Origin of the sequence: Streptomyces sp. NPDC050263 (assembly GCF_040655955.1) — a bacterium.
GTDB lineage: Bacteria > Actinomycetota > Actinomycetes > Streptomycetales > Streptomycetaceae > Streptomyces.
In genome coordinates this window covers 1-12201 of sequence record NZ_JBFAKW010000007.1, presented here as the reverse complement: position 1 = coordinate 12201, position 12201 = coordinate 1, and the positions used below count along the sequence as shown (strand labels likewise).

13 protein-coding genes are annotated in these 12201 nt (G+C 72.6%); 5 read left to right on the top strand and 8 right to left on the bottom strand.

Annotated elements, in window-relative coordinates:
* Window positions 1-18: 18 nt before the first annotated feature.
* Window positions 19-879, top strand: a complete 861-nt coding sequence (gene folP, locus AB0J04_RS04655) for a dihydropteroate synthase (protein ID WP_363166915.1) — start codon at window positions 19-21, stop codon at window positions 877-879.
* Between the two features lie 51 nt (window positions 880-930).
* Here folP and AB0J04_RS04650 read toward each other — a convergent pair whose 3' ends face one another.
* Both AB0J04_RS04650 and dapE read right to left on the bottom strand, forming a co-directional pair.
* Window positions 931-1689 (bottom strand): TIGR00730 family Rossman fold protein, encoded by a 759-nt coding sequence (locus AB0J04_RS04650; RefSeq protein ID WP_363166914.1) that lies wholly within the window; start codon window positions 1687-1689, stop codon window positions 931-933.
* A gap of 118 nt (window positions 1690-1807) precedes the next feature.
* Complete coding sequence (gene dapE / locus AB0J04_RS04645; protein WP_363166913.1) at window positions 1808-2887, bottom strand: succinyl-diaminopimelate desuccinylase; 1080 nt, start codon at window positions 2885-2887, stop codon at window positions 1808-1810.
* Between the two features lie 94 nt (window positions 2888-2981).
* Between dapE and AB0J04_RS04640 the strand changes: the two genes are divergently transcribed.
* Together AB0J04_RS04640 and AB0J04_RS04635 are read left to right on the top strand one after the other, a co-directional pair.
* A complete protein-coding gene (locus AB0J04_RS04640; RefSeq protein ID WP_363166912.1) occupies window positions 2982-3944 on the top strand; it encodes a heavy metal transporter in 963 nt (320 codons plus the stop codon).
* A gap of 325 nt (window positions 3945-4269) precedes the next feature.
* Window positions 4270-4719: an ATP-binding protein gene (locus AB0J04_RS04635; protein WP_363166911.1), complete on the top strand. Its 450-nt coding sequence runs from the start codon at window positions 4270-4272 to the stop codon at window positions 4717-4719.
* Between the two features lie 87 nt (window positions 4720-4806).
* Here AB0J04_RS04635 and AB0J04_RS04630 read toward each other — a convergent pair whose 3' ends face one another.
* Together AB0J04_RS04630 and fdxA are read right to left on the bottom strand one after the other, a co-directional pair.
* Complete coding sequence (locus AB0J04_RS04630; RefSeq protein WP_363166910.1) at window positions 4807-5907, bottom strand: bifunctional succinyldiaminopimelate transaminase/glutamate-prephenate aminotransferase; 1101 nt, start codon at window positions 5905-5907, stop codon at window positions 4807-4809.
* Window positions 5908-6014: 107 nt separating this feature from the next.
* Complete coding sequence (gene fdxA, locus AB0J04_RS04625; protein ID WP_003973842.1) at window positions 6015-6335, bottom strand: ferredoxin; 321 nt, start codon at window positions 6333-6335, stop codon at window positions 6015-6017.
* Window positions 6336-6475: 140 nt separating this feature from the next.
* Here fdxA and AB0J04_RS04620 point away from each other — a divergent pair, with 140 nt between their 5' ends.
* Window positions 6476-7489 carry a GNAT family N-acetyltransferase gene (locus tag AB0J04_RS04620; protein ID WP_363167015.1) on the top strand — a complete coding sequence of 338 codons (1014 nt, stop codon included), beginning with the start codon at window positions 6476-6478 and terminating at the stop codon, window positions 7487-7489.
* Window positions 7486-8331 carry a transglutaminase-like domain-containing protein gene (locus AB0J04_RS04615; protein ID WP_363166909.1) on the top strand — a complete coding sequence of 282 codons (846 nt, stop codon included), beginning with the start codon at window positions 7486-7488 and terminating at the stop codon, window positions 8329-8331. Before AB0J04_RS04620 ends, AB0J04_RS04615 begins: the two co-directional genes overlap by 4 nt.
* Window positions 8332-8371: 40 nt before the next feature.
* On the opposite strand, the gene AB0J04_RS04610 is transcribed toward AB0J04_RS04615, so the two are convergent.
* The 4 genes from AB0J04_RS04610 to AB0J04_RS04595 are packed head-to-tail and all read right to left on the bottom strand — an operon-like array spanning window position 8372 to window position 11907.
* A complete protein-coding gene (locus AB0J04_RS04610) occupies window positions 8372-8989 on the bottom strand; it encodes a response regulator transcription factor (protein ID WP_363166908.1) in 618 nt (205 codons plus the stop codon).
* Between the two features lie 13 nt (window positions 8990-9002).
* On the bottom strand, window positions 9003-10211 hold the full coding sequence (locus AB0J04_RS04605; protein ID WP_363166907.1) for a histidine kinase: 1209 nt from the start codon (window positions 10209-10211) through the stop codon (window positions 9003-9005).
* Complete coding sequence (locus AB0J04_RS04600) at window positions 10208-10948, bottom strand: ABC transporter permease (protein ID WP_363166906.1); 741 nt, start codon at window positions 10946-10948, stop codon at window positions 10208-10210. Before AB0J04_RS04600 ends, AB0J04_RS04605 begins: the two co-directional genes overlap by 4 nt.
* Window positions 10945-11907, bottom strand: a complete 963-nt coding sequence (locus tag AB0J04_RS04595; protein WP_363166905.1) for an ABC transporter ATP-binding protein — start codon at window positions 11905-11907, stop codon at window positions 10945-10947. The genes AB0J04_RS04600 and AB0J04_RS04595 overlap by 4 nt, the downstream gene beginning before the upstream one ends.
* Window positions 11908-12201 lie beyond the last annotated feature (294 nt).

Sequence of the window (12201 nt, the reverse complement as noted above, 5' to 3'; positions counted from 1 at the left end):
TAGGAGAGGTCACAGGGGATGCTCAGGCTGGGCAGGCGGGAATTCGGCGCGCACGAGCCGGTGATCATGGCGATCGTGAACCGGACCCCGGACTCCTTCTACGACCAGGGGGCGACCTTCCGTGACGAGCCGGCCCTCGCGCGCGTGGAGCAGGCGGTGGCGGAGGGCGCGGCCATCATCGACGTCGGCGGGGTCAAGGCCGGGCCCGGCGAAGAGGTGACGGCGCAGGAGGAGGCCCGGCGGACCGTCGGCTTCGTGGCCGAGGTACGGCGCCGCTTCCCGGACGTGATCATCAGCGTGGACACCTGGCGGGCCGAGGTCGGGGAGGCGGTCTGCGAGGCGGGCGCGGATCTGCTGAACGACGCGTGGGGCGGCGTCGATCCGGGGCTGGCGGAGGTCGCGGCGCGCTACCGGGTCGGGCTGGTGTGCACGCACGCGGGAGGCGCGGAGCCGCGGACGCGACCGCACCGGGTGACCTACGACGACGTCATGGCCGACATCCTGCGGGTGACCGTGGGGCTCGCGGAGCGGGCGGCGGCGCTGGGCGTGCCACGGGAGTCGATCATGATCGATCCGGGGCACGACTTCGGGAAGAACACCCGGCACAGTCTGGAGGCGACGCGGCGGCTCGGGGAGATGGTGGAGACGGGATGGCCGGTGCTGGTGTCGCTGTCCAACAAGGACTTCGTCGGGGAGACGTTGGACCGGCCGGTGAAGGAGCGGGTGGTGGGGACGCTGGCGACCACCGCCGTGTCCGCGTGGCTGGGGGCGCAGGTGTACCGGGTGCATGAGGTCGCCGAGACCCGGCAGGTGCTGGACATGGTCGCCTCCATCGCCGGGTATCGGGCTCCGGCTGTGGCGCGGCGGGGGCTCGCGTAGTTCTCCTCTCCCCCGCCGCACCCGGGGGCGAAGCCCCCTCGGGAAGTGCAGCTACCTGCCCGCTTCCTTCGACACCAGCGCGACCGCCTCCTCCACGTCGTCCGTGACGTGGAAGAGAAGAAGGTCCTTGTCGGAGGCCTTGCCCTGGGCGATGAGGGTGTTCTTCAGCCAGTCGATCAGGCCGCCCCAGTACTCCGTGCCGAAGAGGACGATCGGGAAGCGCGTGACCTTCTGGGTCTGGACGAGGGTGAGCGCCTCGAAGAGTTCGTCCAGGGTGCCGAGGCCGCCGGGCAGGACCACGAAGCCCTGCGCGTACTTCACGAACATCATCTTCCGGACGAAGAAGTAGCGGAAGTTGAGGCCGATGTCGACGTACGGGTTGAGGCCCTGCTCGAAGGGCAGCTCGATGCCGAGGCCGACGGAGATGCCGCCCGCCTCGCACGCGCCCTTGTTGGCCGCCTCCATGGCGCCCGGGCCGCCGCCCGTGATCACGGCCCAGCCGGCGTCGACCAGCGCGCTGCCCAGCCGCACGCCCGCCTCGTACTCCGGGGAGTCGGCCGGTGTGCGGGCGGAGCCGAACACGCTGATGGCCGGGGGGAGTTCGGCGAGGGTGCCGAAGCCTTCGATGAACTCCGACTGGATGCGCAGGACCCGCCAGGGGTCCGTGTGGACCCAGTCCGACGGGCCGCCCGCGTCCAGCAGGCGCTGGTCGGTCGTGCTCGCCGTGACCTGGCCCCGCCTCCGGAGGACAGGTCCCAGGCGCTGTTCCTCCGGTGGCTGCTTCTTGCCCTCGGGGTTCCCTGTAGCCATGTGAGCTCCCTCCGCTTGCAGTGGTTCCACCTCAGCGTAGATCTACGCCGGTTACGTGCGGGGGACGTCGGCGTGTCCGCCGTGAAGCGCCGACGCGCCGAACGCCCCCTCAGGTCGCTCAGAGCGTCAGCCAGGTCCTCAGGCGCTCCTCGCCCGCCAGGATCTTGACCGTCTCCACACGCTCGTCACGCTTGTGCGCCAAGTGCGGGTTCCCGGGGCCGTAGTTGACCGCGGGGACGCCCAGCGCGGAGAAGCGGCTGACGTCCGTCCAGCCGTACTTGGGCATCGGGGTGCCGCCCACCGCCTTGATGAAGGCCGCCGCGGCCGGGTGGGAGAGGCCGGGGAGGGCGGCGGGGCTGTGGTCGTCGACCACGAACTCCTCGACCCCGCAGTCGACGAAGACCTCGCGGACGTGGGCGACGGCGTCCTCGGCGCTCCGGTCCGGCGCGTAGCGGAAGTTGACGGTGACGACGCACTCGTCCGGGATGACGTTGCCGGCCACCCCGCCCGTGATGCCGACCGCGTTGAGGCCCTCCCGGTACTCCAGGCCGTCGATGACCGGACGGCGGGGCTGATAGGCGGCCAGGCGGGCCAGGATCGGGGCCGCGGCGTGGATCGCGTTGGAGCCCATCCAGCCGCGCGCCGAGTGGGCCCGCTCGCCCTTCGTCCTCAGCAGGACCCGCAGGGTGCCCTGGCAGCCGCCCTCGACCTCGCCGTCGGAGGGTTCCAGGAGGACCGCGAAGTCGCCCGCCAGCCAGTCCGGGCGGGCCTCGGCCACGTGCTTGAGGCCGTTGAGGTCGGCCGCGACCTCCTCGTTGTCGTAGAAGACGAACGTCAGGTCGCGGTTGGGCTCCGGGACCGTCGCCGCGATGCGCAGCTGGACCGCCACCCCCGACTTCATGTCGCAGGTGCCGCAGCCCCAGAGCACCCCGTCCTCGTCCAGCCGCGAGGGGACGTTGTCGGCGATCGGGACCGTGTCGATGTGGCCGGCGAGGACCACGCGCTCCGCGCGCCCCAGGTTCGTGCGGGCGATCACGTTGTTGCCGTAGCGATCCACCGTGAGGTGGGGCAGCGCGCTCAGGGCGGTCTCGATCGCGTCCGCGAGCGGCTTCTCGGTGCCGCTCTCCGAACGGAAGTCGACGAGCCACGCGGTGAGTGCGGCGGCGTCCAGTGTGAGGTCAAGCGGGGTGTCGGCCATGCCGTCGACCCTAACGCGCCAGTTGTCTGTACCGCTCTTCCCCGCTGTGCGCAAGGGTCTCCTACTCCTCAGTAGTCTCCAGTACCTTGTACGCGTGCCGACGCCGTCCCCCTCCCCCAAGCGCCGCGGCCGCCTCCTTCGTTTCGGGGCGGCCTGCGTGGTCCTGTCCGCCGTCGCGGGCTATGTCGTGGTGCAGTACGTCGCCGGTGGCACCGGGGATCCGGGCTGCAGAGTCGTTTCTGGCGACGGAACCGGGAAGAGTTACGAGTTCACGCCGGAACAGGCGGTGAACGCGGCCACGATCGCCGCCGTCGGCACCGACCGGGCCATGCCCGAGCGGGCCGTCGCCATCGCGCTCGCGACCGCCCTCCAGGAGTCGGGGCTGCGCAACCTCACCCACGGCGACCGGGACTCGCTCGGCCTGTTCCAGCAGCGGCCCTCACAGGGCTGGGGCACCGTGAAACAGGTCACGGACCCCGCGTACTCGGCGAACATCTTCTACGAGCACCTCGCCAAGGTCGACGACTACACCGAACTCCCGCTCACCGTCGCCGCGCAGCGCGTGCAGCGCAGCGGCTACCCGGAGGCGTACGCCAAGCACGAGCCGGACGCCACCGTGCTGGCCGCCGCGCTGACCGGGGCCTCGGCGGCCTCGCTGACCTGCGACGGCCGCTCGGGCCCGACGACGACCACGGGCCCGGCCGCGGTGCAGGCGGCGCTGGCCCGGGACTTCGGCCGAGTCGCCGACGCGGTCACCGACAAGGACACGGCCCCGCCGGCCGCCGAGAGCGGCGGGCGGACCGTGACCCTGCCGGTGACCGAGGACACCACCGCCGGCGGACGCAGTGTCAGCGAGCGCGGCTGGCAGCTGGCGCACTGGGCGGTGGCCAACGCCACGGCCCTGCGCATCGAGCGGGTCTCCTACGCGGGCCGGGTGTGGGTCTCCGGGAACAGCGGCAGCCAGTGGCGGGCCACCGGTTCGACCACCGCGGAGGCCGCCGGCGGCTCGGCGGCGGGCGGCGGCGCCGACAGCGTGCGGATCGTCACCGCGCAGTAGACCGCGCAGCAGTACGGGTCTTCACCCGGGCGGGTCATGTGCGGGGCGTCCGGACGGCGGGGTGCGCAGGTTTTCGCGCCGTCACCCTCGCATCCGGGGAGCCCCTTGCCGACAAAGGGCTTCGGGGGCTTGACGGACTTTCACACCGGGCCGCTTTTGCCCGCTTTTACCCACAGCCGATAATGCGACGCATTGCCAACTCTTTACGTCGGCCGTGCGCAACCTTCGCGGGCTTCGAGCGGTAGTCACTGCGTCCGGGCCCGGACAGACAGTCACAGACAGTCCTGTACAGACAGTCCTTGTTCTCTCCCGTCGAAGGAGCACCATGTCCCTCCCCCTGACCCGCCGGATCGCCCGTGCCGCGCTGCTCGTCGCTGCAGGAGCGGCCGCCGGGGTCGGTGCGGCCGGCTCCGCCGGTGCGGCCCCCGGCCTCCCCGCCGCTCCGAGCCTCGGCGGCCTGACCGCCCTGGACGCGGCGGGCGTCGGCAACGCGGTCGACGGCGCGACGCAGCACGTCACCGGGCTCGCGGGTGAGACCGGCGGCAAGACCGTCAAGCAGGCGGTGCCGACCGCGGGCAAGACCGGCGGCAAGGCAGTGAAGAAGGCGGCGCCCGCGGCGCAGAAGACGGCCGGCGAGGCGGCGGGCTCCGCCGGGGGCATCCTCGGGGACACCGCGTCGACCGCCACGAAGGGCGGGCTGCCGACGGACTCGCTCACCAAGGGCGGGCTGCCGGGAGCGGAGACCCTGCCGGTGAAGGGCCTGCCGCTCGGCTGACGCCTGCGGCGCTCACGCCGACGACGGGGTCCAGGGTGTTCCCTGGGCCCCGTCCCGCGTATGCGCCACGGCACCCGCCCTGCGGGACTACGGCGCCAGGCGCTCGACCGCTGCCGCCACCCGCTCGTCCGTCGCCGTCAGGGCCACTCGGACGAAGTTCTCGCCGGCCTCGCCGTAGAAGTCGCCCGGGGCCACCAGGATGCCTCGGTCGGCCAGGTGGGCGACCGTCGTCCAGCAGGACTCGTCGCGGGTGGCCCAGAGGTAGAGGCTGGCCTCGCTGTGCTCGATGCGGAAGCCGTGGGACAGGAGCGCCCCGCGCAGCAGGGTGCGGCGAGCCGCGTAGCGTTCGCGCTGCTCGCGGACGTGGACGTCGTCGCCCAGCGCCGCGACGACCGCCGCCTGGGTGGGCGCGGACGTCATCATGCCGCCGTGCTTGCGGATCTCCAGGAGGGGGCCCAGGACGGCCGGGTCGCCCGCCAGGAAGGCCGCCCGGTAGCCCGCAAGGTTCGAGCGCTTCGACAAGGAGTGCACCGAGACGATGCCCTCGTACGAGCCGCCGTTGACCTCCGGGTGCAGGACCGAGACCGGGTCGGCCTCCCAGCCCAGTTCCAGGTAGCACTCGTCGGAGAACAGCAGCACCCCGTGCTCGCGGGCCCAGGCGACGATCCGGGTCAGTTCCGCCTTCGACAGGACCCTGCCCGTCGGGTTGGAGGGCGAGTTCAGCCAGAGGAGCCTGAGGTTCGTGGGGTCCAGGGCCGTCGGGTCGTCGTAGACCTCGTGGTCGGCCCGGGCGAGGCGCGCGCCCACCTCGTACGTCGGGTAGGCCAGCCGCGGGTGGGCGACCCGGTCGCCGGGGCCGAGGCCCAGCTGGGTCGGGAGCCAGGCCACGAGTTCCTTGGAGCCGACGATCGGCAGGACGTGCCGGTGGGTGACCTCGCGGGCCCCCAGGCGGCGCTCCAGCCAGCCGGTGATCGCGTCGCGCAGCGCCGGGGTGCCCCAGACGGTCGGGTAGCCCGGGGAGTCCGCCGCGTCGATCAGCGCCTTCTGGACCAGATCGGGGACCGGGTCGACCGGGGTGCCGACGGAGAGGTCGACGATGCCGTCCGGGTGCGCTGCGGCCGTCTTCTTGTACGGCTCCAGTTTGTCCCAGGGGAAGGCGGGGAGGCGGTCGGAGACTACGGAGGACACGGTTACTGGCTCACTTTCGTACGTACGGCAAACGCCCCGGTCCCGTACGGCGATCAAGGGCGATCAGGCCGTACGGGACCGAGGCGGCGCGTCTGTGCGGGCCGCTCTTACTGGTTCTGCGGCGGCAGCGCGGCGACGAAGGGGTGGTCGCGTTCGATCAGACCCAGCTTGCTGGCGCCGCCGGGGGAGCCGAGCTCGTCGAAGAACTCGACGTTCGCCTTGTAGTAGTCCTTCCACTCCTCCGGAGTGTCGTCCTCGTAGAAGATCGCCTCGACCGGGCAGACCGGCTCACAGGCGCCGCAGTCGACGCATTCGTCCGGGTGGATGTACAAGGACCGCTGGCCCTCGTAGATGCAGTCGACCGGGCACTCCTCGATGCACGCCTTGTCCTTGACGTCGACACAAGGCTGCGCGATGACGTAGGTCACGCTGTCGTTCCTCCTCGATAGGGCGCTGGCGGGCCTCCTCAGGCTCCGCCGCCTGGCGCGCGGGAGCGCGGCGTCGTCGATGCCCACCCCTAGTATCTCCGTTCTTGGGCATGATCCGAACAGGAGGGGTGAACAGACCTGTGGAAATCTCGGCCGCCGGACGCCTCGAGGTCCGTATCACCATTGCTGACGTGGGCAAACGTGTCTCCGTGCGCCGCTTGAGCGACCCTGGAGACACCGGAGGGAAATTCACCGACACGGTGGGTGTTCTCACATCATGGGACGACGGTGTGCTCGCGATCACACGGAAGAGCGGCGAGAGCGTCCGCATTGACGAGTGCACGCTGGTCGCCGGGAAGGTGGTGCCGGCCGCGCCGGCCCGCCGTCGGGCTCCGGCCGCCACGTACGAGGAGCTCGCGCGGGTCGCCGCGCGGGGCTGGCGTCCCGTGGAGAGCGAGCGGCTCGGCGGGTGGGAGCTGCGGGCCGCCGCCGGGTACACGCGCCGGGCCAACTCGGTGCTGCCGCTCGGCGAGCCCGGCGTCCCGCTCGACGAGGCCCTGGACGTCGTACGGCGCTGGTACGGCGCGCGGGGGCTGCCCGCCTATGTGCAGACGGCGACGGGGGCCGAGGGCGCCCAGGAGCGGCTGTGCGCGGAGCTGGAGCGGCGCGGGTGGGTGCGGGAGGTGACGGCCGAGCTGTGGGTCGGGGCGCCGGCGCCGGTCGCCGACCTGGCGGAGGCTGAGGCTGCGGGCGTGGCGCTGGCCCGGGAGGCCGACGCCGCGTGGCTGGCTCGGTATCAGCGCAAGGGGGTGGACGAGGTGGCCCTGAAAGTGCTCAGCAGCGGGCCGTCGGTCTGGTTCGCTTCCGTGCCCGGGCCGGCGGGCGCGGCTCCGGCCGCCATCGGACGGTGTGTCGTGGACGGGCGATGGGCCGGGTTCGGCGCCGTCGAGGTCGATCCGGCGCAGCGGCGCAGGGGGCTCGCCACGGCCGTGATGGCCGCACTGGCGCGGCGGGCGCTGGCGGAGGGGGCGTCGGCGGCCTGGCTGCAGGTCGAGGAGGAGAACGCGGGGGCGCGGGCGCTGTACGCCGGGATGGGCTTCGCCGCGCATCACGCGTACCACCACTACCGCGAGCCGTCGCTGGAGCTTTCGTGAGCGGGTTCGAGGGCGGCGAGGCGGTGCGGCGGTTCGGTGCGGAGGTGCGGTCCGAGCGGCCCGATCTGGCGCTGCTGTGCCTGCTGATCGGCGCCGAGGCGGATGCCGAGCTGGACGAGGCCGGGCTGGACGCCGCTCAGATCGAGCTGGACCGGCTGGCGGGGCAGTTGCCGTACCGGCCGTCGGGCGGGCCGCGGGCGTGGGCCGAGGCGGTGCGGGACCTGCTCGGCGAGGGGTGCGGGTTCCGCGGGACGGCCGCGGACTACGAGCGGCTGGATTCGTCGCTGCTGCACCGGGTGCTGAGGCGACGGCGGGGGCTGCCGATCCTGCTGTCCGTGGTGTGGGTGGAGGTGGCGCGGCGGGCCGGGGCACCGGTGTACGGGGTCGCGTTGCCGGGGCACTTCGTGGTGGGGTTCGGGCCGCCCTCGGACCCGGAGCGGCAGGTGCTCGTCGACCCCTTCGACGGGGGGCGGCTGCTGACGGGCGAGGACGCGCAGTCGCTGGTCGTGGGGGCCACGGGCGCGCCGTTGGAGGCGTCGATGCTGACGCCGGCCGAGCCGTTGGACGTCGTCGTGCGCATCCTGAACAACATCCGGGCGTGGGCGGCGGCCCGGCCGGAACGGTCCGATGTCGCCCTGTGGGCGGTCGAGTTGGGGCTGACCATTCCCTCGCACCCGGCCCGGTTGCGGTACGAGCGGGGGCAGTTGCTGGTGCAGCGGGGCGATTTCCTGGGCGGGGCCGCGGAGATGGAGGACTACGCGGACCTGGTGGAGGTCGTGGACGAGGCGGCGGCGGAGCGGGTGCGGAAAGAGGCGTTCGCCGCGCGGGCGATGCTGAACTGAGGCCCGCGCGGCCCGGCCGGCCCGCGCCCGCCGAGGGCGGTCACAGCCAGCCCTTGTCCCTCGCGATCCGTACCGCCTCCGCCCTGTTGCGCACCGCCAGTTTCTGGATCGCCGTGGAGAGGTAGTTGCGGACCGTGCCCTGGGACAGGTGCAGGGCCGTCGCCAGTTCCGCGTTGGTCGAGCCGTCGGCCGCCGCGCGGAGCACCTCCCGTTCGCGGTCGGTCAGCGGGTTGGCGCCCTCGGCGAGGGCCGCGGCGGCGAGCGTGGGGTCGATGACCCGCTCGCCCGCGAGGACCTTGCGGACGGCCTGCGCGAGTTGGGCCGCGGGGGCGTCCTTGACGAGGAAGGCGTCGGCGCCGGCTTCCATGGCGCTGCGCAGATAGCCGGGGCGGCCGAAGGTGGTGAGGACGACCAGTTTCAACCGCGGGAGTTCCCGGTGGAGTTGGGCCGCCGCCTCGATGCCCGTCGCGCCCGGCATCTCGATGTCGAGGAGGGCCACGTCGACGTCGTGGGCGTGGGCGGCGGCGAGGACCTCGTCGCCGCGGGCCACCTGGGCGACGACCTCGATGTCGTCCTCCAGGCCGAGCAGGGCCGCCAGTGCCTCGCGGACCATCGACTGGTCCTCGGCCAGCAGAACCTTGATCGTGCCGCCGCTCATGACATGCCACCGCTCATGATCGGGATCCTACGTCCGGCGTCGAACCGGCCGGGACCCGGGCGGTCAGCCGGAAGCCTCGCTTGTCGCGGCCCGCCTCCAGGGTGCCGCCCGCCTTGTCCAGGCGCTCGGTGAGGCCGTTGAGGCCGTTGCCGGGGCCCTTCCCGGAGCCGCCGGTGCCGTCGTCGTCGACGGAGAGTTCGAGGACGGGGCCGTCGAGGGTCTGGCGGCGCACGAGGTCCACCGTGCAGCGGTCGGCGGCGCTGTGCCGTACGACGTTGGTGATCGCCTCGCGCAGGGCCCAGGCGAGGGCGGCCTCGCTCTCCTCGGGGACGCCGTCCAGGTCCGGTTCGGCGGGGATCGCGGCGGTGATGCCGGCCGCCGTCAGCGCGACCCGCGCACCGGCGAGTTCGGGGGCGAGGCGGGGGCGGCGGTAGCCGGTGACGGCCTCGCGGACGTCGACCAGGGCCTGCCGGCTGACCTGTTCGATGTCGGCGACCTGCTGGGCGGCCTTGTCGGGGTGCTCGGGGAGCATCCGGCCGGCCAGCTCGCTCTTCAGGGTGATGAGGGAGAGGGAGTGGCCGAGGAGGTCGTGCAGATCCCTGGCGAGGCGCAGGCGCTCCTCGTTGGCGGCGAGCTGGGCGACCGTGGCCCGGGCCTGGCGCAACTCGATGGTCGTGCGCACCAGTTGGCTCACGCCCGTCATCGCGAAGCCGATGAGCAGGACCAGCAGCAGGAGGTTGAGCGCCTCCTCCTCGTCGGTGCGCAGGCCGACGAGGAGCAGCGTGGCGCCCGTGGCCGGGATCGTCCAGAACGCCACCCGCAGCGGGAGCACCATCCCGCAGGCCACGGAGACGTAGCAGTACAGGCCGAGCCAGGCGGAGCCGAGGGTGAGGGACAAGGCGGTGGCGAGCACCGCCATGGAGCCGATGAGGGAGCCGATGAGCCTCGGGTGGTAGGGCGTGGCCCCCATGTCCCGGAAGAGGAGCGAGAGGTAGAGGACGACGAACACCGTCAGGCCCAGCCAGCCGGCCACCGTGCCGCCGGTGGTGTGGTCGCCGGAGACGAGGTCGTGGACGGGCGAGCTGAGGAACACCAGCCAGACGCCGATCCACAGCAGCTTGCGCCGCCACAGTTCGCGCCGTTTGCGGGCCGGCTGCCCGATCGGGATCAGCGGCTCCCGCCGGGCCTCCTCGGACAGCTGGTCGTCGGTCATGCCGCTCACGCCTTCAGCGTGTCCTTCCGGTACAGCCAGGCCGCGCCGCCCGTGAACAGGACGAAGTAGACGGCCAGGACGACGATGTCCTTCATGTGCGGGGCCCGGCTCTGCTCGATCGCCTGCCCCAGGGCAGCGTACGCGTGCGTCGGCACCCACTTGGCGATGTCCTGGAGCCAGGTCGGGAAGGTCGTCGTCGGCATCCACAGGCCGCCGAGGATCGACAGGCCGAAGTAGGTGATCATCGTGATCGGGCGGACCGCGTCCCCGTTCGCGAGGTACCCGATCGCCACGCCGAGGGCCGCGAAGACGAGGCTGCCGGCCCAGATCGCGCCGGTGAGCGCGAGCCACTGCCAGGCGTCCAGCCGGACGTCCTTCACGGCCGCGGCGACGGCGAGGACGACGACGATGGAGGGCAGGCTGACCACCGCGGCGCTCGCCGTCTTCGCCAGGACGTAACCGCGCCCCGGCAGGGTCGTCAGGCGCAGCTGCCGCACCCAGCCGCTCTGGCGCTCCTTGGCTATCCGCTCGCTGTTGCCCATCAGGACGGCGGTGAGGGCTCCGAAGGAGGCCATCGAGACCATCATGTAGGTGGGGAGGGTGAGGCCGGTGCCGTCGACCTTCGTGGTGCTGTCGGCGCTGCCCGCGATCAGCAGGAACAGGACGGCCGGGTAGATCACCGAGAAGAACAGGAACTTGCGGTTGCGCAGGGCGCGGACGAGTTCCAGCTTGATCAGGCCGTTCACCTGGACTTCGCCTCCTCGGCGGTGGTGAGGGCGACGAAGGCCTGTTCCAGGCCGAGCCCGGCGACCTCGAGGTTGCGGGGGTAGAGGCCGAGGCCGTAGAGCGCGTGGACGGTGGCGTCGGCGTCGGTGGACTGGATGCGGACGGTGCGGCCGGACACGTCGAGGGTGGTGAGGAACGGCAGGGCGCGCAGGGCGCTCTCGTCGATCCCGCCCGCCGGATCGCCCGCCGGGCCGGCGTCCCGGTCGACGTCCAGGTCGACGTCCAGGTCGAAGGAGACGCGGCGCGCGCCCGCCTTCGCCTTGATCTCGGCGGCGGTGCCGTCGGCCAGCAGCCGGCCACGGTGCAGGACCAGCACCCGGTCGGCGATCGCGTCGGCCTCTTCGAGGTAGTGGGTGGCGAACAGGACCGTGCGGCCCTGGTCGGCCTGCTCGCGCATGGTGGCCCAGAACGCCTGCCGGGTGGTGACGTCCATGCCGGTGGTGGGCTCGTCCAGGACGATCAGATCGCTGTCGCCGGCCGTGGCGAGGGCGAACCGGACGCGCTGGGCCTGGCCGCCGGAGAGCTTTTCGACCTTGCGGTCGGCGATCTGGGTGACGCCCGCGCGGGCCAGCACGTCGGCGGGCCGGTGCGGCCTCGGGTGCAGGGCGCAGGCGAGCCGGACCAGTTCGGCGACCGTCACCTCGTCCATCAGGCCGCCGCTCTGCAGCATCGCGCCGACCCGCCCGGTCACGATCGCCTCGCGCGGGGTGGCGCCGAAGAGGCGGACGGCGCCGCTGTCGGCGCGCTTGAGGCCGAGCAGCAGGTCGAGGGTGGTCGACTTGCCGGCGCCGTTGGGCCCGAGCAGCGCCACGGTCTCCCCCGGGCGCAGGGCCAGGGTCAGGCCGTCCACGGCCCGTACGTCCCCGAAGCTCTTGGTCACCTGGTCGAACCCGACCACCGGTGCTGTCGTCGTCGTCATGACGGCAATGGTCGTCCGGGGGACCGGGTGGGCGGCAGTGTCGGCCGTCCACGGTGCCGCATGACATCTGTCATGCGGCACCGTGGATGCCAGGCGCTGAGCGGTTCGGCAGCGCCCTGAAGGGGCGCGGGGAACTGCGCGACCAGCCACGATGGCGCCGCAGCGGAACGACGGCACATCGCAGCACTTCCAGCGGAGCGCCTAGTGCCGCGGCAGGCAACGTTTGCCCGTCAAGGAGCGGCGTCCGGTGCGTGCTCTCGGTGTGCCGGCCGGAAGTCCTCGTACTGGACGTAC

What these genes read in the sequence shown, in the direction of transcription:
- dapE (WP_363166913.1), bottom strand. Translation starts at nt 2,887, where the DNA reads ATGGCCGACACCCCGCTTGACCTCACACTGGACGCCGCCGCACTCACC.
- AB0J04_RS04610 (WP_363166908.1), bottom strand. Translation starts at nt 8,989, where the DNA reads ATGAGCGGCGGCACGATCAAGGTTCTGCTGGCCGAGGACCAGTCGATG.
- folP (WP_363166915.1), top strand. Translation starts at nt 19, where the DNA reads ATGCTCAGGCTGGGCAGGCGGGAATTCGGCGCGCACGAGCCGGTGATC.
- AB0J04_RS04595 (WP_363166905.1), bottom strand. Translation starts at nt 11,907, where the DNA reads ATGACGACGACGACAGCACCGGTGGTCGGGTTCGACCAGGTGACCAAG.
- AB0J04_RS04650 (WP_363166914.1), bottom strand. Translation starts at nt 1,689, where the DNA reads ATGGCTACAGGGAACCCCGAGGGCAAGAAGCAGCCACCGGAGGAACAG.
- AB0J04_RS04635 (WP_363166911.1), top strand. Translation starts at nt 4,270, where the DNA reads ATGTCCCTCCCCCTGACCCGCCGGATCGCCCGTGCCGCGCTGCTCGTC.